General features: G+C 63.4%; 17 protein-coding genes. 9 read left to right on the top strand and 8 right to left on the bottom strand.

Translation table 11 applies throughout. The features are described from left to right. Window positions 1-4: 4 nt before the first annotated feature. On the top strand, window positions 5-970 hold the full coding sequence (locus H2O77_RS05660; protein WP_215824127.1) for an ElyC/SanA/YdcF family protein: 966 nt from the start codon (window positions 5-7) through the stop codon (window positions 968-970). 105 nt (window positions 971-1,075) lie between these two features. Here the strand turns inward: H2O77_RS05660 and H2O77_RS05665 are convergent, their stop codons facing one another. The 4 genes from H2O77_RS05665 to H2O77_RS05680 form a co-directional block, all read right to left on the bottom strand. Beyond that, window positions 1,076-1,534, bottom strand: coding sequence for a hypothetical protein (locus H2O77_RS05665; protein ID WP_043335223.1), 459 nt, complete (start codon window positions 1,532-1,534; stop codon window positions 1,076-1,078). A gap of 328 nt (window positions 1,535-1,862) precedes the next feature. Next, entirely contained in the window at window positions 1,863-2,771 is a 909-nt protein-coding gene (rimK, locus tag H2O77_RS05670) for a 30S ribosomal protein S6--L-glutamate ligase (RefSeq protein ID WP_043335225.1), read from the bottom strand. Window positions 2,772-2,968: 197 nt separating this feature from the next. Next, window positions 2,969-3,478, bottom strand: a complete 510-nt coding sequence (locus H2O77_RS05675) for a RimK/LysX family protein (protein WP_082388802.1) — start codon at window positions 3,476-3,478, stop codon at window positions 2,969-2,971. 477 nt (window positions 3,479-3,955) lie between these two features. Beyond that, complete coding sequence (locus H2O77_RS05680; RefSeq protein ID WP_215824128.1) at window positions 3,956-5,080, bottom strand: DUF3549 family protein; 1,125 nt, start codon at window positions 5,078-5,080, stop codon at window positions 3,956-3,958. Between the two features lie 780 nt (window positions 5,081-5,860). On the opposite strand from H2O77_RS05680, the gene H2O77_RS05685 reads away from it, so the two are divergent. The 3 genes from H2O77_RS05685 to H2O77_RS05695 all read left to right on the top strand — a co-directional run bounded on the left by H2O77_RS05685 (window position 5,861) and on the right by H2O77_RS05695 (window position 8,178). Continuing rightward, window positions 5,861-6,595 (top strand): amino acid ABC transporter substrate-binding protein, encoded by a 735-nt coding sequence (locus tag H2O77_RS05685; protein WP_197738747.1) that lies wholly within the window; start codon window positions 5,861-5,863, stop codon window positions 6,593-6,595. A gap of 147 nt (window positions 6,596-6,742) precedes the next feature. After that, entirely contained in the window at window positions 6,743-7,417 is a 675-nt protein-coding gene (locus H2O77_RS05690; protein ID WP_043335389.1) for an amino acid ABC transporter permease, read from the top strand. Then, the gene (locus tag H2O77_RS05695; RefSeq protein WP_131431600.1) at window positions 7,414-8,178 is read left to right on the top strand and encodes an amino acid ABC transporter ATP-binding protein; all 765 of its coding nucleotides are present in this window, start codon (window positions 7,414-7,416) and stop codon (window positions 8,176-8,178) included. Before H2O77_RS05690 ends, H2O77_RS05695 begins: the two co-directional genes overlap by 4 nt. Window positions 8,179-8,369: 191 nt before the next feature. On the opposite strand, the gene H2O77_RS05700 is transcribed toward H2O77_RS05695, so the two are convergent. Both H2O77_RS05700 and H2O77_RS05705 read right to left on the bottom strand, forming a co-directional pair. After that, complete coding sequence (locus tag H2O77_RS05700) at window positions 8,370-8,636, bottom strand: late competence development ComFB family protein (RefSeq protein ID WP_054556810.1); 267 nt, start codon at window positions 8,634-8,636, stop codon at window positions 8,370-8,372. Window positions 8,637-8,835: 199 nt separating this feature from the next. After that, a complete protein-coding gene (locus tag H2O77_RS05705) occupies window positions 8,836-10,824 on the bottom strand; it encodes a cation:proton antiporter (protein ID WP_082388800.1) in 1,989 nt (662 codons plus the stop codon). 75 nt (window positions 10,825-10,899) lie between these two features. Between H2O77_RS05705 and H2O77_RS05710 the strand changes: the two genes are divergently transcribed. Together H2O77_RS05710 and H2O77_RS05715 are read left to right on the top strand one after the other, a co-directional pair. Continuing rightward, entirely contained in the window at window positions 10,900-11,265 is a 366-nt protein-coding gene (locus tag H2O77_RS05710) for a YqcC family protein (RefSeq protein ID WP_215824129.1), read from the top strand. Window positions 11,266-11,382: 117 nt separating this feature from the next. Then, a complete protein-coding gene (locus H2O77_RS05715) occupies window positions 11,383-11,883 on the top strand; it encodes a gamma-glutamylcyclotransferase family protein (protein WP_215824130.1) in 501 nt (166 codons plus the stop codon). Window positions 11,884-12,018: 135 nt separating this feature from the next. Here H2O77_RS05715 and brnQ read toward each other — a convergent pair whose 3' ends face one another. Continuing rightward, the gene (brnQ, locus tag H2O77_RS05720; protein WP_197738709.1) at window positions 12,019-13,359 is read right to left on the bottom strand and encodes a branched-chain amino acid transport system II carrier protein; all 1,341 of its coding nucleotides are present in this window, start codon (window positions 13,357-13,359) and stop codon (window positions 12,019-12,021) included. Between the two features lie 269 nt (window positions 13,360-13,628). Further along, a complete protein-coding gene (locus H2O77_RS05725; RefSeq protein WP_215824131.1) occupies window positions 13,629-14,927 on the bottom strand; it encodes a DUF1853 family protein in 1,299 nt (432 codons plus the stop codon). 1,191 nt (window positions 14,928-16,118) lie between these two features. Between H2O77_RS05725 and H2O77_RS05730 the strand changes: the two genes are divergently transcribed. The 3 genes from H2O77_RS05730 to H2O77_RS05740 all read left to right on the top strand — a co-directional run bounded on the left by H2O77_RS05730 (window position 16,119) and on the right by H2O77_RS05740 (window position 17,308). Further along, window positions 16,119-16,460, top strand: coding sequence for a hypothetical protein (locus H2O77_RS05730; RefSeq protein ID WP_107335218.1), 342 nt, complete (start codon window positions 16,119-16,121; stop codon window positions 16,458-16,460). Window positions 16,461-16,546: 86 nt separating this feature from the next. Beyond that, window positions 16,547-16,879: a hypothetical protein gene (locus H2O77_RS05735; RefSeq protein ID WP_215824132.1), complete on the top strand. Its 333-nt coding sequence runs from the start codon at window positions 16,547-16,549 to the stop codon at window positions 16,877-16,879. Window positions 16,880-16,975: 96 nt separating this feature from the next. Next, window positions 16,976-17,308, top strand: a complete 333-nt coding sequence (locus H2O77_RS05740) for a hypothetical protein (RefSeq protein WP_043335408.1) — start codon at window positions 16,976-16,978, stop codon at window positions 17,306-17,308. The last annotated feature ends 116 nt before the right edge of the window (window positions 17,309-17,424 follow it).

Consider the following 17,424-nt stretch of genomic DNA (forward strand, 5'->3'; position numbering starts at 1 on the left):
AGAGATGCAGCGAGTGATCATGCGGGCTGGCTGGACCATCGTCGGTCTGCTGGCCGCCGGTGCAATGACGGTGGTCGGGCTCAACCTCTGGGTCGTGATGGCAACGCACGATCGCATTGCCACGTCACCGCTGACCTGTCAGAGCCGTGAGGTGGGGATCGTGTTCGGCACCTCCCACGGCCTGGTGGGCGGGGGCAGCAATCCGCACTATCAGGCGCGCCTCGATACCGCCGCCCAGCTCTACCGCCTGCGCCGCGTCTCCAACCTGCTGCTCTCGGGAGACAACCGCACGCGTTACTACAATGAGCCAATGACCATGTGGCGTGACCTGCGAGCACGCAACGTGCCGCAGGAGTTCATGACGCTCGATTACGCGGGCTTCTCCACCTTCGATACCCTCGTGCGAGCGCACAAGGTCTTCGGTGTCGACGAGGCGGTGCTGGTCACTCAGCCGTGGCATTTGCCGCGTGCGCTGTTCATCGCCGATGCACTGGGCCTGGAGGCTGTGGGCTGTCCGGCCATCTCCGAGCGTCAGCCGCCGGGGCTCAAGCTGATGCTGCGCGAGTGGCTGGCCCGTGCGGCGACAGTGGGTGATCTCTACCTGTGGGGGCGCAAGCCGCGCTTCCTCGGGCCGCAGGAGTCGCTGCCGACGCCGGTGTTGTCATCGCACTCATCTTCGCAGCCCTCATCTTCGCATCCCTCGTCATCTCACTCCTCAGACAAGCACGTGATGTCGCCGCGGGAGGACTCCGTGACAGCCGGAGCAGGGCAGCAGGCCGCTGTCAGTCGTGATGTGGCGGATGGAGTGGATGTGGCGGATGGAGTGGATGTGACGGATGAAGAGAACGTTGCCGACACGCCGGACCCGCATGCCCTCGCGCGTCAGGCGCAGGCAAGCCTGCTGGCCAGTCTGCCCGGAGTGAAGCAGGCATTGCTCCAGTGGCTGCCTGTCAGGTCTGATACGAACTAGCCGCGCACTGGTCTCGCCAGATGCACAGGGTCAATACGAAGACGCCCCGCACTTCCTTTGGAAGGCGGGGCGTCTTGCGTTCACGGCCTGGCGGCGGGCAGGTGGCTAGCCGGCGCGGCGGCGGGCGGCCTGACCTGTCTGGTGCCGGTACAGCTCGCGAATCAGATGGCGGCAGTTGTGGAAGATGCCTTCCAGTACCTTTTCCATGCTGTCAGGCAGCGGATGCGTAAAGGCGGTCGAGCAAGCCTGCATCAGGACGCGTTCCTGTTCGAGCAGCTCGTTGATCAGCACCTGATTGTCATTGCCGACGATGCTCTTCAGGCGACTCCACAGCCACATGTAGTCATCGCGCTCGACATCGGCGTCGCGCGGCATCAGGCTCAGATGCTTGCGTGTCTCGACTTCCAGGGCCTGTTTGAGCTCGACACGGCTCGCATAGAAGGGCTCGAAGGCCTTCAGGAGCGCGGGACGCAGCCGTTCGGCGTTATCCTCGAAATAATCAAGACTGTCTGCCAGGGCTTCCTGGACGCTATCCATCGCCACCTGGCGATTGTCGAGAAACATGGGCGGTCACCTCCTCCGTCAGAAGAGATTGTGCGGGTGAAAACAGTGTTTTTCTACCCCTGAAGGGCAGAAAGTCAGGATATTTATTCCCGCACTGTCAATCCCTGCAGTTTACGACAATACAATGACGTTCTGGTGACGATCATCGTTGCCTTTCAGGCGCTGGCCTTGCCCTGTTTTCGTCGCTCACGCTCGTACATGCGCGGCCATCTGACCCAGAAACGCCAAGGGTGCAGTCATGACGACCTGCACCCTTGGGAAACGTTGCGCGCAATGCCCTCAGGCTTCAGCCCTAAGACTCAAGCCCTCAGCCCTCAGCCCTCAGCCCTCAGCCCTTGGGCTTGGGCGGAATCTTCTTGGCCGGCGCGGCGGACTTGGCGATGTGATCGATGATCAAGCCGGCGATGTCCTTGCCGGTGGCCGTCTCGATGCCCTGCAGGCCCGGCGAGGAGTTCACTTCCATGATCACCGGGCCATGATTGGCGCGCAGCAGGTCGACACCGGCGACGGACAGGCCCATGGCCTTGGCGGCGCGGATGGCGGTGGAGCGCTCTTCCGGCGTGATGCGGATCTCGCTCGCGGTGCCGCCACGGTGCAGGTTGGAGCGGAACTCGCCATCGGCCGCCTGACGCTTCATGGACGCCACCACCTTGTCACCCACCACCAGGCAGCGGATGTCGGCGCCACGTGCTTCCTTGATGTATTCCTGCACCATGATGTTGGCTTTCATGCCCATGAAGGCCTGGATCACGCTCTCGGCGGCCTGGTTGGTCTCGGCGAGCACCACGCCGATGCCCTGGGTGCCTTCCAGCAGCTTGATGACCAGCGGCGCGCCCTTGACCATGGTGATCAGGTCGGGGATGTCATCCGGCGAATGCGCGAAGCCGGTGACCGGCAGGCCCAGCCCCTTGCGCGACAGCAGCTGCAGGGAGCGCAGCTTGTCGCGTGAGCGGGAGATGGCCACGGAATCATTGACCACGTAGGTGCCCATCATCTCGAACTGGCGCAGCACGGCGCAGCCATAGAAGGTGACGGAGGCACCGATGCGCGGCACGACGGCATCGAAGTGCTCGATCTCGGCGCCCTTGTAATGGATGGACGGGCGGTGCGAGGCGATGTTCATGTAGCAACGCAGCGTGTCCACCACGCGCGCGGTGTGGCCACGTGCCTCGGCGGCCTCGATCAGGCGACGGGTGGAGTAGAGGCGTGAGTTACGCGACAGGATACCGATATGCATGAAATCCTCCGGAGCCGAATGGGCCAGACAGAGATAGGAATGAATCAGAAGAAGACTGACGTGATGCCCGTCAGGAGGCGTGGTGTTCGCCGGTGAAGCCTTTGTCGTCTCGAGGCGTCACGCGATGCAGATGGCAGCGGGGCCAGCGTCTTGAGGCGAGATGCCGAGGCATGCCGCCGCGCGCCTGGCTGGTGCCGTCAGGGTTCACCGTGCAGATAGGCGGCGCCCGGTGCGACCAGCAGACGACGCAGGGCACGGCGCCCCAGCAGAATGGGGTGACGCATCTGGGAGCGGTCCACCAGCGTCATGTCGATATCGTAGTCGAGACCGGCCAGCTTCATGCGCGAGCGGATCGCGTAGCGCCATTCGGCCTGACCATTGGATGAGCGCACGCGGCGGCGATCATGCACCGGCGTCTCGACCGTATGCGGCGGGGAATCACTACCGCCGGTCCGGGTGATGAAGCGAACCCACAGATCATCGTTGTGTTCGAAGACCTCGATGCTCTCGGCATGCAGCGCACTGGAATGCGCACCGGTGTCGATCTTGGCATTGAGGTGCAGCTTGAGCTCCGGCAGCTCGATCAGCTCACGCCGACCCACCACGCCGCGCGGGCGAAAGCCCAGCAGGTCATGATTCAGTGTCTTGAGATCGAGGGGCGGTGCCTTGTCGATGTGATGACGCGAAGTGTTCTTGTGATGCGACATGTTTCATCCTGAATCAGAGGGCGTGAGCGAAGCGGGCAGCGGCTCACGGCATGAAGACACCGGGCAGGCGCGGCACAGCGTAATGTGCGTTGCCGGCATGGCGGGGTAATGGCCAGGCGGGCGCGCAGCATAGTCACTTAACGTACTGACAGCAATCCTTGCTGAAGCCTCTTTTTTCGCGTCACGAAGCGGGGGATGACGGTGGCAGTGACAACGCCCGGCAAAACCGCCCCGGGCACGCGGTCATGGCACGCGGTGATGGCGCGCTTTCATCGCCGCCGGACGCCTCGCTTGCGGGCGCTGGGCAAGTCACCCACGGCCACAGGCGCGGGTGACGTCGTGCCGGTGGCGCGTTGCCGCGCGCCCTGTTCACCGGTGCTGATCAGCCCCGATTCCATGCCTTGAGCAAGTGTCCGATCAAGTGTCGTGGGTTATGCGCATGATCTCAAGCACTGTCACCTGCGGGCATGCCCGGCGTCAATGACGCGGGGCAGGATTGCCGGTTTCGGCCTGGCGGGTCAGAGCGGCAAGCGCCTGACCCAGCGGGCTGTCCGCGCTTGCGTTGCGCAGCGTCATCAGTACCGGCAGACGCAGACGCGGAATCAGGGCGAGGTCGCGGGCCAGGGCAGCGAAGTTGGCCTGCGGGCAGCTGGCCAGGCGGGTCAGGAAGGCCGGCAGACGTTCGGCATCTTCCAGGTGGGCGTAGCCGCGCGCGGCGATCGCGACCAGCACGTCGACATTGACGGCCTCGTCGTCGGCCAGCAGGGCATCGATCCACTCCGCCGCCGCAGGCCGTGGGCTGGCACCGGCGGCCCGCAGGCAGGCGCACAGCGTCTCCAGGTCTCCCAGGTCACGCGCGGCCTGGCCACGCGCGATCAGGGCGGAGAGCAGCTCGGTCTCGTATTCTTCCGGCAGCGGGGCGGCCAGCTGGGCATGGGCGGGTGGTGCCTGCTCCAGACACAGCGCGATGGCGCGCAGCGGCGTGTCCGGCAGGTCAGCCAGACGCTGCACGAAGGCGGCGGCAAGCTCGCCGGACAGCTCGCCGCGCCGTGTCAGCACGTCGGCGATGCCCTGCAGACCGAGTGACGGCCAGTCATCCAGCGGTAGCTGGGCGGTGAGATACTGCTCGGCGAGCTCGTAGTACTGGCTGGCGGGGCGGTCGCAATCGAGACTGGCACGGGCGTGCAGCATGGCGCGCAGGCTGTCATCCGGCGTGAAGGCCAGCGGGTTGTCCTGCATCAGGTTGTCGATCTTGCCAGCCTCGGCCTGCTGGAGATCAGGCCGGCCGACGGTCAGCGCCGTCTGACCCAGCGTCGTGATCAGGCGTTCGAGGAAGGCGTCGCGTTGCGCGGGGGACAGACGACCTTCCTCATCCAGCGGCAAGGCCAGAAACCACACCAGCGGATCGTCGAGCCCGGCCGGACGGAACACGCATGCCAGGCGTGCCTGCCCCTTGAAGGGCTGCTCCCACGGCTGCTGTTCGGTTTCGAAGGCTTCCAGTTGCTCAAGACTGAGCGGCGCCAGGGTGCGGCCCAGGTGATAAAGGTGCAGCTCGGCGCCGGTACGTGTGAAGAAGTTGCTCAAGGAGGAGAGAGGAGTCATGAGGCTCACCACGGCTGTGTCTCCGCCACGCCTTGGCTGGGCGTGCGGAAGAACGGGAGAAAAGAGTCTTGTCGAGCATCATTGCCAGGCGTGGCATATGTCGTTGAGTGACAGCTGCCGGCGCGTGACATGTGCCTGAGCATGTCTGGAATGGCAGCGACTTTAGCGATTCACCGGCTGTCATGCCACCCGCTGGCGTGTGATGGCGGCCAGAGGGAAGAGGGCGACCTGATCCTATTATGGCCGCTCTTTCGACCCGTGACGGCTTGACAGATGACGCGGCACCTCAAGTCCCGCTGAGCGTTTTGCAGGTTGATGATTTTTTGATCAATTTTCGTCATCCCACGGCTGGCGTGGCTTGCAGCGTGACCGAGACGGGTTATCCACAGCATCGTCCACGGATGGCGTGAATAACTGCCATCCACTTGTCGTCAGGCTGACATCTAGCGCTGCAGGTGGCCCATACGGCGTCACTGGCCCGCCATGACAGGCATGCTAGAATCGCGCTCATTGACAGGAATGCTGTCTTATTCCTTCTGGTTATGACCTTAAGGGATGAAATGATTGGGAATGCGGGGCAGTCCCGTTATCCTATACAACCAAATCACATATAAAAGGCTGTGCTTATACCTGTTCTGTTGGCTCGACATCCGCGATCAGCCGAATGTCAGCGACCGTCCAGCGCCAATGGCCCAGTCTTGCGATCCATGAGGAATCCCGATGCGCCAATCACGTTCGCTCGCAGCTGTCTTCTCTTCTACCGCTCTCAAGGGCGCCGTGATGGCTGCCGCGCTGGGCGCGACCACCCTGGGCAGCCTGGCGGCACAGGCTGACACCCTCAAGGTCGGCATGTCGGGCGGCTACTTCCCGTTCACCTTCGTCAAGCAGGACAAGCTGCAGGGCTTTGAAGTGGATGTCCTCAACGCCGTCGGCGAGATCACCGGCGACGACATCGAATTCGTGACCATGAGCTTCTCCGGCCTGATCGGCTCGCTGGAAGCCGGCCGCATCGACACCGTGGCCAACCAGATCACCATCACCGATGCACGCCAGGCCAAGTTCGCCTTCACCCAGCCCTACGTCTACGACGGGGCTCAGGTGGTCAAGCGTCGCGGCAATGACGAGATCACCGGCGTCGAGTCCCTCAAGGGCCACAGCGTGGCGGTCAATCTCGGCTCCAACTACGAAGCGCTGATGAAAGAGCTGCCGTACGCCGACCAGATCGACATCAAGACCTATGAGTCCAACATCGAGCAGGACACCGCTCTGGGCCGTGTCGATGCCTTCGTGATGGACCGCGTCAGTGCAAGCCAGGTGATCCAGAAGACGCCGCTGCCGCTGGAACTGGCTGGCAAGCCGTTCTCTCGTCTGGAGAACGCACTGCCGTTCCGCAAGGACGCCGAAGGCGAGGCCAAGCGTGACGAGGTGGATGCCGCGCTGACCGAGCTCAAGGAAAATGGCCGCCTGGCCGAGATTTCCAACAAGTGGTTCGGCAACGACATCACCACGCCTTGAACATTGCTTGCTGCGCCCTGCTACAAGGGCGCATGCCAGGATGTCATGTGCAAACGGGGTGACGGCTTGACCGTCGCCCCGTTGTCGTCATGTCGACGGGTGTCTTTCCAGACCCTCAGCCAAGCCCCCAGCCTGTCCGGATAACGAATGGATACTCTCAATATCGATTACATGCTTGGCCTGTTGCCGGTCATGCTCAAATACCTGCCACTGACACTCAAGATGGCCTGTATCGGCATGGTGGCCGCGCTGGTGCTGGCCTCGCTGTTGGCGGTAGTGCGGGTGCTCAAGGTGCCGGTGCTGAATGCGCTGACCATCGTGTTCATCTCCTTCTTCCGCGGCACGCCGCTGCTGGTGCAGTTGTTCCTGTTCTACTACGGCCTGCCGCAGGTGATGGCGTTCCTGACCCAGATCGATGGCGTCACCGCGACGATTCTCGGCCTGACGCTGCACTTCTCGGCCTACATGGCCGAATCCATCCGCGCCGCCATCGTCGGGGTCGATCGCAGCCAGACCGAGGCGGCGCTCTCCATCGGCATGACCAATGTCCAGCTGATGCGACGCATCGTGCTGCCCCAGGCGGCCCGCGTGGCGGCCCCCACGCTGATGAACTACTTCGTGGACATGATCAAGTCCACGTCGCTGGCCTTCACGCTGGGGGTGACCGAGTTGATGGGCGCGACCCAGAAGGAAGCGGCCAGCAGCTTCCTGTACTTTGAATCCTTCATCATGGTGGCCATCGTCTACTGGGTGATGGTGGAAGGGCTGTCCTTCGTGCAGCGCTGGATGGAGAAACGTCTCAACAAGGCCTATCAGCGATGATTGCAGTCAGAAACCTGGTCAAGAAATTCGGCGGGCAGGCCGTACTCGATGGCATCACTCTGGAAGTGAAGCAGGGTGAGATCATCGTCGTCATCGGCCCGTCAGGCACCGGCAAGTCCACGCTGCTGCGCTGCATCAACTTCCTCGAGCAGCCCGATGGTGGCGAGATCCAGATCGGCGAGCGCAAGGTCGAGGCCACACGCGCCAGCCGTCATGACATTCTGGGTCTGCGTCGCAGCAGTGCCTTCGTGTTCCAGAACTACGCGCTGTTCGCCAACAAGACTGCGCTCGAGAACATTGCCGAGGGCCTGATCGTCGTCAACGGCTGGCCCAAGGCCAAGGCGCACCAGCGAGCGCGCGAGATTCTCGAGCGTATCGGCATGAGCGAGAAGGCAGATGCCTTCCCGGCGGCTCTGTCAGGCGGTCAGCAGCAGCGTATCGGCATCGGGCGCGCCATGGCCGCCCAGGCCGAGGTGATCCTGTTCGATGAGCCGACCTCGGCGCTGGACCCGGAATGGGTCGATGAGGTGCTGGAGCTGATGAAGCAGCTGGCGGTCGAGCGCCAGACCATGATCGTGGTCACCCACGAGATGCAGTTCGCGCGGGAAGTCGCCGACCGCGTCATCTTCATGGAAGGCGGGCGTATCGTCGAGCAGGGGCCGCCGAGCCAGCTGTTCAGTGCGCCGAAGGATGACCGCACGCGTGCCTTCCTGCGCAAGGTGCTGGATGAAGTGCCGCCGCAGTGCGCCGAGGGAATCTGATGCTGCCCGGTTGAGGGAATGCCCCTCAGGCCACGTGAGGTAACGCCTCGGGCAGCATCTGCGACAGACACAACGGCCACCGCGATATCCATCGCGGTGGCCGTTGTCGTTTCTCTGGCGGTGATCATTGACCCGCTTCTGGTGTTGCAGGGCGCGTTCAGGGCGACGCTTCATGGGGCCGCAGCGCGTGGCTAGCCATGGCGGGGCATCGAACGCACCTTGTCGAAGGCTTCCTGAAGCGCCATCGAGACGCGCTCTTCCAGCAGCTCCTGTTCGGCGGGCGCCATATAGAACGCCATGTCGACGTCGTGGCGGATATAGCGGGGCGCCAGCTGGTTGAGCGCGATGCAGGCCACGTCTTCGCGGCTGTCGACATCCATGGCGTGGCTATCGGGATGCAAGCGCAGCTGGTCGAGCACCAGCTGCTCCATGTAGTTGTGTACGCCTGCGCTTTCCATGTGTATTGCCTCCTGGTGATGGGTGCTATCTCCCATGCAGGGCCGTGCCCCCTGACATGTCGATCCCTTCAGTGTGCTCATCAGTATCTTCATCCGAGCTGACTCTCTGTGACGCTCTCCCTCCCGCACGCCAGCGCGGTTGCTGGCGGCAGGACAGAAGGCGGCGGAGTCTTGGGTGTCGCCTGCCGCTCAAGGCCTTTCAGCCGGTCAGCAGGCGGGTTTCCGCCTCTTCAATATGATCAGCCAATCCCGATAATACCAGTGTATCGCCACACGCCAGCGTCAGGTCGCCGGTGGGTTCTTCCAGGTTCTCGCCACTGGCGCGCACCACGCGTGAGACGAGAATGCCGCACACCTCCGGCAGGGCGATGTCGTCCAGTCGCCGGCCACAGGCCCAGGCATCGGCGGTCAGCGTCAGCGGATGACGCCGCAGCAGCGGGTTGCCGCGTTTGTCGGTCAGCTGGGACTGCTGACCATGGAAATAGCCATGCAGCATGCTGTAGCGCGCCTCACGCGCATTCTGGATCGAGCGCGCCACGCGGCGGAAGGGTACCTCGAGATTGACCAGCACATGCGAGACCAGCATCAGCGAGCCCTCGAGCACCTCGGGAATCACCTCGGTGGCCCCGGCGGCCTTGTAGGTCTCGAGGTCCGCGTCATCCTGGGTGCGCACCAGCACCTTGAGGTTCTCGAGTTCCAGCGGCTGGATGGCGCGCAGAATGGCCAGCGCATGCGAGAGCTGATTGACGGTGATCACCACCTGACGGGCGCGCTCGATACCGAGCGCGCGCAGGATTTCCAGGCGCTGCGCATCACCGAACACCACCGGCTCACCGGCGCTGGCGGCCTCGTGGACGCGGATGGGGTCGGCATCGATGGCGATCCACTCAAGTTTCTCCTGAGTGAGAAATCTCCCCACCGTCTGGCCGACACGCCCGAAGCCGCACACGATGACATGGCCACTGAGCGGGGCGGTGGCGGCGCTCAGCTCCGCGGTGGTGTGCGGGTTCTCCTGAGTGGGCGTGGTGGAGCGGCACAGGCGGCGCGTCAGTTGCTGGTTGTGGCGAATCAGGCTCGGCGTGACCACCAGCGAGCCGATGATGATCGCCACCACCAGGCCCACGGTCTCGTTGTCCATCAGGCGTTGCTGACTGGCCAGGGCCAGCAGCGCGAAGCCGAATTCTCCGCCCTGGGACAGCACCAGGCCAGTGCGCAGCGCGCTGTCCAGCGGGCGGCCGGAGAGGCGCGCCAGTCCGGTGATCAGCAGTGCCTTGGTCGCCAGTAGGCAGGCCACGCCGATGACGACCCAATACCACTGGGCCAGCAACACCTGCGGGTCCAGCAACATGCCCACCGAGACGAAGAACAGCCCCAGCAGGATGTCGCGGAAGGGCCGGATGTCGGCCTCGATCTGATGGCGGAAATGACTCTCGCCGAGCATCATCCCGGCCAGGAAGGCGCCCAGCGCCATCGACAGGTGCAGGCTGTGGGTCAGCCAGGCGGAGAACAGCGCCACCAGCAGCACGGTGAGCACGAACAGCTCTTCCGAGCGCGCGCGCGAGATTTCCTGGAATACGAACGGCAGCACCCACTTGCCGATCATCAGCATCACCGCCACCAGCCCGAGCCCCTTGATGAGCATCAGGCCCAGGTCACTGAGCAGCTGGCTGCCATCACCGGCCATGGCCGGAATCAGGATCAGGAACAGCAGGGCGGCGAGATCCTGGAACAGCAGCACGCCCACGGCGGCGTGGCCGTGGGGGCTGTCCAGCTCATTCCAGCGCGCCAGTTCCCGCGTGACGATGGCGGTGGAGGAAAGCCCCAGCGCGCCGGCCGCGACCAGCGCCGCCGCCGGCGACAGGCCAAGCGCCGAGCCCAGCGCCCAGAACAGGCCGCTGCATACCGCCACCTGACAGGCGCCCAGCCCGAACACCGTGGTCTTGAGCGCGCGCATGCGCGGCACCGAGAATTCGAGGCCGAGCGAGAAGAGCAGAAATACCAGCCCGAATTCCGACAGGAAGGCGAGTTCTTCCGGGCGACCGATCCAGCCCGCCAGATGAGGGCCGACCAGAAAGCCGACCGCCAGATAGGCCAGCACCGGCGGCAGATGCAGGCGGCGGAACAGCGCCGCGGCCACTACCGAGGCTCCCAGCAGTATCATCACATCATTGAACAGCGTGTCTGCCATGCGGCCTCCTGGCCTTCCGTGAGCATCATCGGGATAATAGCGTGAACGAACCATGCATGATTTGACGGAGGTCGCATGAACCCGACTGAACAACCCCAGGACGGCGAGATCGCCAGCAATCCCTACGACGAGCTGCGCGCGCTGCTGGCACGTCTGGAAGCGACCATGAAGGCAGCAGACCTGTGGCGCATGGACACGCCATCCCCGCAGGCCTTCATGAGTGTGGAGCCATTCTGTGTCGATCGCATGGACATGGGCCAGTGGCTGCGCTTCGTGTTCATCGCTCGTCTGCAAGCGCTGTGCGATGCCCGTGCGCCGTTCCCCGTCAAGTGTGAAGTGGCGCCGGCCATCGAGGCCTGGTTGAAGGATGCCCGCCCCGAGCGCCGCGTGGCGATGACGGAAGTGATCCGCGAGATCGACACGCTGATCACGACGCACTGATTGCCGGGCAGGCATCTCACGACGCACCGAGCCTCCTCTACCCGACACCTCCCACTTTGCCCCTATGCAGGCGTGATGCCCTCGCATTGCGCCTCGAGACAACTGTCAGGAGCTTGCATGGCCTATTACTTCGCCTACGGCAGCAACATGAATCCGGCGCGTGTCGTGGCACGCATCGGCGAGACGCGACGGGCCGTGCATGGTTGGCTGCAAGAGCATCGCCTGAGTTTCGACAAGGCCTCTCGGGTCGATGGTATCGCGCATGCCAACGTGCAGCCTGCTCCGGGCGAGCGCGTCGAAGGCGTGCTGTATGAGCTGCTCGAGGCCGAGCAGATCACACTGATGGACCCCTTCGAAGGCCGCCCGCATGAATATGAGCGTTTCCTTCATCCCATCGTCACCCGCGAAGGCGTGATCGACGCCTGGGTGTATGTGGCGCTGCCCGAGCGCACCGCCGAGGGCCTCAAGCCGGCACGCGAGTATCTGGAGCACCTGCTTAGCGGGCGTGACTTCCTGACGCCGGACTACTTCACGACGCTGAGCGGCGTCGAGGCCGTGCATGCGCTGGATGACGCCACCCTGGCTCAGCTGGGCCTGTCGCGTAGTACGCCGCGCTGACGGTCGCCTGCTAGCGGACGGGTGCCTGTCATCTGTTTTCTGTCACCTGTCATGTCGCAACAAAAAGCCCGCCTCTCGTTGGAGAAGCGGGCTTTCGTGTTTCTGGTCACGCTGCGCGACAGATTGGCGTGAGCCTCAGTCCTGCGCGGCCAGTGCCGGGTCCAGGTTCGTCTGGTCACGACGGCTGGCCAGCATGCCGATGATCAGCCCCGCCAGCGCCGGCGCCAGCCAGCCCAGATTCATCGAGGCCAGCGGCAGCAGCGGCTCGATGCGGTGCGAGATGGCCATCAGCGAGTCGATGCCGCTGGCTTCGAAGCCATCCAGCAGGCTGACCAGCAGCGTCAGGCCCAGGGTCCAGGCGAACACGCGCGGCGCATCGTGCAGGCGCGGACGCAGGTAGGACAGCAGCGTCAGCACCAGCACCAGCGGATAGAGCGTCACCAGTACCGGGATCGAGACGCTGATCAGGGTCGAGAGGCCCAGGTTGGCGATCAACGCCGAGGCCACGGCCATCACGATCACCAGCAGGCGGTAGGGCACGCTCGGCAGCAGGCGATGGAAGAACTCGCCGCAGGAGGTCAACAGGCCCACCGCGGTGGTCAGACACGCCAGGGTGATGACCAGCGCCAGGATCAGCTTGCCGGCATCGCCGAACAGTGCCTCGACGTAGACCGGGATCAGCTCGCCCTTGGCGGCTTCGCTGACCAGTGCATGGCTGGTGGCGCCCATGTAGGTCAGCGGCAGGTAGACGGCGGCCAGACAGATGGCGGCGATGGCGCCGGCCCACAGGGTGTAGCGGGTCACGTCAGCGGTCGCGGTGATGCCGCGTGCCTTGATCGCCGAGACGATCAGGATGCCGAACACCATCGAGGCCAGCGCATCCATGGTCAGGTAGCCCTGCTGGAAGCCGGTCATGAACGGCGCCTCGGCCCATTCGGGACTCACCGGCCCCAGCGGTCCCTGTGGGTCGATGATGGTGAACAGCGCGATCAGCGCCAGCAGCGCGATCAGCAGCGGCGTCAGCCACTTGCCGACCACATCCATCAACTTGCCCGGGCTCAGCGCGATCAGCGTGGCGATGCCGAAGAACAGCACCGAATGCAGGGCCAGGCCGCTCTGTGCTGACATGTCGATGAAGGGGCGCATGCCCATCTCGAAGGCCACGGTGCCGGTGCGCGGAATCGCGAACATCGGCCCGATGGACAGGTAGATGGCGACGCCGAAGGCTGCGGCCGCCCACTTGGGCAACGGCGAGGTGATCTTGTCGAGGCCGCCGCCGATCACGGCCACCGCGACGATGCCGGCCAGCGGCATGCCGACACCGGTGGCCAGAAAGCCTAGTGCCGCCGGCCAGAATTCGGCACCCGCGCCCTGACCCACCTGAGGCGGGAAGATGATATTGCCTGCGCCCAGAAAGAGGGCAAAGGTCATGAAGCCCAGCGCCACGATATCGAGGCTGGAAAGTCGTGTTTTCACTATGACGTCCTACGGATTCAGCAGATGCGTTGCAGCAGGCGTCATCAGGTGACCGATGAGGTGGTCGGTCAGGCAAGAAGACGTGCCGAGAAGCCGTTGGCTAGCGACAGGGGTGGGTCACCAGCAGACCCGGGAGCAGCGGGGTAGTGTTGCGCGCGGGCCGAATGGCGAGATCAGGCTGACGGATTGTCGCCACCCTGATCTGACGCGGCGCATTATCGTTGATTTCACGTAGCAAGACAAAGCCACCAGCAAGCCACGCGTCAGGCTCACTGCGCGGCAGGTGCCGGGGGCGGTAGTGGAATGAAGCTCGGCCAGTCATCCGGCACCACGAAGATCCGCCATTGCTGGCGGGGTGAGCTGGCGGTGGACGGCTCGCTGTCAGGCGCTGCCACGCTGCGCTCCAGCCACAGCTGGCGGGGGTGTTGATGCGTGCGCTGGCGACTGTGCTGCTGAGCCGCCGCGTCTTGCTGAGCCGCCGTGACTTGCTGAACTGGTTCGTCCGGCCTGAGGTCGTCAGCGGCCGGTGGCACGAAGTGATCGCGCAGCCAGCGGTCCAGTTTATGCCATGGTTGTAGCGACGCCACGGGCGGGGCGGCCAGCCAGGCAGGTTTTTCCCTGACACAGCCCAACAGCGGGCCGCCATGCATCGGGGAGGCCTCGAGGGTCTGACAGAAGGCAGCAAACTGACTGACGCTCATCCACCAGCCGGCCTGGCGCGCACTCTCGGGATGGCAATGGCGGGGTGGGGGCAGCGTGTCGGCGGGAGCTATATCTGGCTGCCAGGGGCGAAACAGGCAACCGGGCAATGCCAGTTGCTGCCCCGCGAGCAGCGGGGCAGACGGACTTTCTGCCAGCGGCGAGTTCGTCTCGCTCGCGCCTGCCTGTCTGGCCAGTGCTTGTCTGGTCAGTTCCTGGCGTATCGTCTGCTGCCCGCGCTCGGTATAGGCCAGGGGCAATTGATGCTCAAGGCTGCGCTGATACTTGATGGCGAGGCTGTCGGCGCCGCCGGGGCCTATCCAGCGTGCCGGGCTGTCGGCCGCTTCAGGGCCTTCGGGCAGGCCGAGATAGAACTTGATCGCGACCTCCAGGTGCGTGGGCGCCGTGTCCTGCGCCGCCAGATAGAGCATGTCCAGCTCGCCCAGCGTGATCTTGCCCTGGGAAATCCTGAGGTTGTTGACCAGCAGGCGACTGCCGGGCGCGTGTGCCAGCACGAATTGCCAGAGCAGCTCATGGTAGTGGCCCAGGCGATAGTGGCGGCGCTCATTCACGGCAGCTTCGAGCGCGTGGGGCGCCTGCTCCAGCGTCATCAGCCAGTGGTGGCGGACGCGGTCATCCTCCAGCCCGAGTGCCGCCAGGGACGGGCGTGGGTAACGCGCAAGCTGCAATAGATCCGGGGCACTCAGAAGCCAGGCGATATCCCTGACGCGCGGGTGGCTGTAGGGCGCGCAGTCGCGGCGCAGGTCGCAGCCGGTCGCACAGGGGGAGTCGGCCCATTGGGCAAAAGGGGACGATGACTCGGCTGCACCGGGCGATGCATGGGACGGGGCTTCGGGCTCGATAGGCATGACGCCAGTGTATCCCACGTCGGATGACGGTCGATAATGCGTGGCACCGCTCGGGCCTGGCCCTGTGTTGAACCGAGCCGAGTGCTGCTTGCCGGCCGTGGTGTCCTGCTGGTGCTCCTTTTCTCACTCGTCACTCTTTACCCGACCCTTTACGCCAGTCTTGCGCTGCTCACGCGACACTTTTTCGCCGCTTTCTTGACGCTCTTCCAACACGTTCTGCTGTCCGCCGACGGAAATGCGACGGCCGTCCCCAGGCTGTCATCATTTTGACATCGTTGCATGGGTCGCCTAAGCGATTGAAAACGTTGAGATTACTTCGCATGGGTGGGTGAGGGTGCTTCCGTCAGGGTTGGAAGAGCGCTGAATTGATTCGCTGGGGGAATCAATCCTGTTCCGGCGCGGGGATATATCCCGCGGCTCGCGAGGTTCACAATGCACTCCATCAACGTTGCAGCAAATATGCAGGGCTGATGAGGCGGAGTTGACCTCGAGCTCTTGGTTGTCGAGTGACATGAATCTTCTCGACATCAGTGGGCAAGGCGTCACCGACTGACAGTGTGAGGGGCAGGGTACACACCCTGAATAATCGGTCAATGAATATTCGTAAAGATTGATGTGCACAATTTCTTGCTGTTGGACGCTGTTTTCAGGCGTCTCAGCCAAAGCAAAAAGAAAAATACGCATTTTCTTGTTTTTGTGGCATCCAGTTCTGCTGTGGCGACGTATAACTCATCAGCACAGCAAGACACACCCTGCAGCGTGCAGCATGTTCGACCAAGGTGGTGGGCGAGACACTGTCTTCCTCAACCAAAGTCGATAGTGATCTGCCAGGCCGAAGCGCCGCTCAAGGGGATGGGCCAGCACGCAAACAAGGAATTCTTGCACTCTCCATGTTGTACAAGTCTTTTTCAGAACCGCTGCAATAGCTTTATGGGTGATGAGAGAGGCAGGAGGGGCAAGCGCTGGGGAAGGCCGTTCGTTTCCAGTGGCGTTGCTCAAAGAGAAACAGTGAGCTTCCAGTTGCACGGCTAGTTTGAACGCAGCATAACCATTAGTCTGATAATCATCGAAACGCAGCACGCACTACAGACAGTGAAGGCCAGGACCCGGACAGGGGTCAGCAAACCACTCCTTCACTGACTGACAACGACTCAAAGCGGAAGCATCCGCACCAGGACCAGGAGATACACCATGAAAAACATTTCCCTCAAGACTCTGATCGCTACCGTCGCCATCGCCACTGCCAGCACCTCCGTGTTCGCAGCCGACGATAGCCCCGCCGCCGTGCGCGTCCAGAACGCCATCAGCAGCCAGCAGATCATGGGCCAGACTCAGCCGGCTGCCACCAGCCAGCAGAGCTTCTCCGAAACGGGCATGAGCGTTGCTGCCGGTCGCGTTGAGCAGGCGCTCAATGCTGACCACATCCGCGGCGTCGATACCGCTGCCGTGTCCCAGGCCAACGCCACCGTCAATGATCAGGGCAAGAGCGTCGCCGCTAGCCGCGTTCAGCAGCACATCAGCGACAACGCCTGAAGCAGAGTGGGTCACGCTGACAACTCGGTGACCCCCGAACATCGCCTCACCTGACATTCGACCTTGCCCATTTCTGGAGAATCATCATGAAAACCCTGACTTCCTTGATCGCCGCCGCTGCCATTTCCATTGCTGCCACCGGCGTTGCCACCGCTGATGAAAGTGTTGCCGATGCCCAGGTGCGTGCCGCACTGAGCGAACAGGTCATCCACGGCCAGGCGCAGCCCGCCGCGACGCAGCTGAATGCTACCGAGTCCGGCATGAGTGCCGCTGCCAACCGTGTCGAGCAGTCCCTGAACGCCGACACCATCAAGGGTGAACAGACGCACGCCGTCTCCCGCGGCCAGAGCCTGAGCAACGACAACGGCAAGAGTGTCGCGGCATCACGCTTTGAAGATGCGCTGAACGACAACGCCTGAGTCTGAAGGTCCTGATTCATGGCCCCAGGCCCGGGACCACAGCAGCACTGATCTCCCTTTTTTCTATTCGCTATTCACTTTTTCTGGAGTCACCTCATGAAAACCCTCAATGCCCTTATCGCCGCCGTTGCCCTGTCCGTGACCGCCACTGGCGTCGCCAATGCCGATAGCGTTGCCGACCAGCAGGTTCGCGCCAACATCAGCGAGTCCGTGATCCACGGTCAGGCTCAGCAGGCAGCCACGCAGCAGCAGGCCATCACCGATGCAGGCAAGAGCGTTGCGGCCAGCCGTGTCGAGCAGGCGCTGAACAGCCAGACCATCAAGGGCCAGCAGGCGCAGGTCACTCGCGACACCCAGCAGTTCGTCAATGATTCCGGCAAGAGCGTTGCTGCGTCACGTGTCGAACATGCCCTGAACGACAACGCCTGATGCGTCGCGCCGTCACGCTGACGGCAGCGAACAAGGACTCTGTTTGCGATCTGGCTGACCTTTTTGACCCGGTTGGCCCAGCTGGCCCGGTTGACCCGAACAAAGATTTCACTGGA

The organism is Cobetia sp. 4B, from assembly GCF_018831605.1.
In the GTDB taxonomy this organism is placed as follows: domain Bacteria; phylum Pseudomonadota; class Gammaproteobacteria; order Pseudomonadales; family Halomonadaceae; genus Cobetia; species Cobetia amphilecti.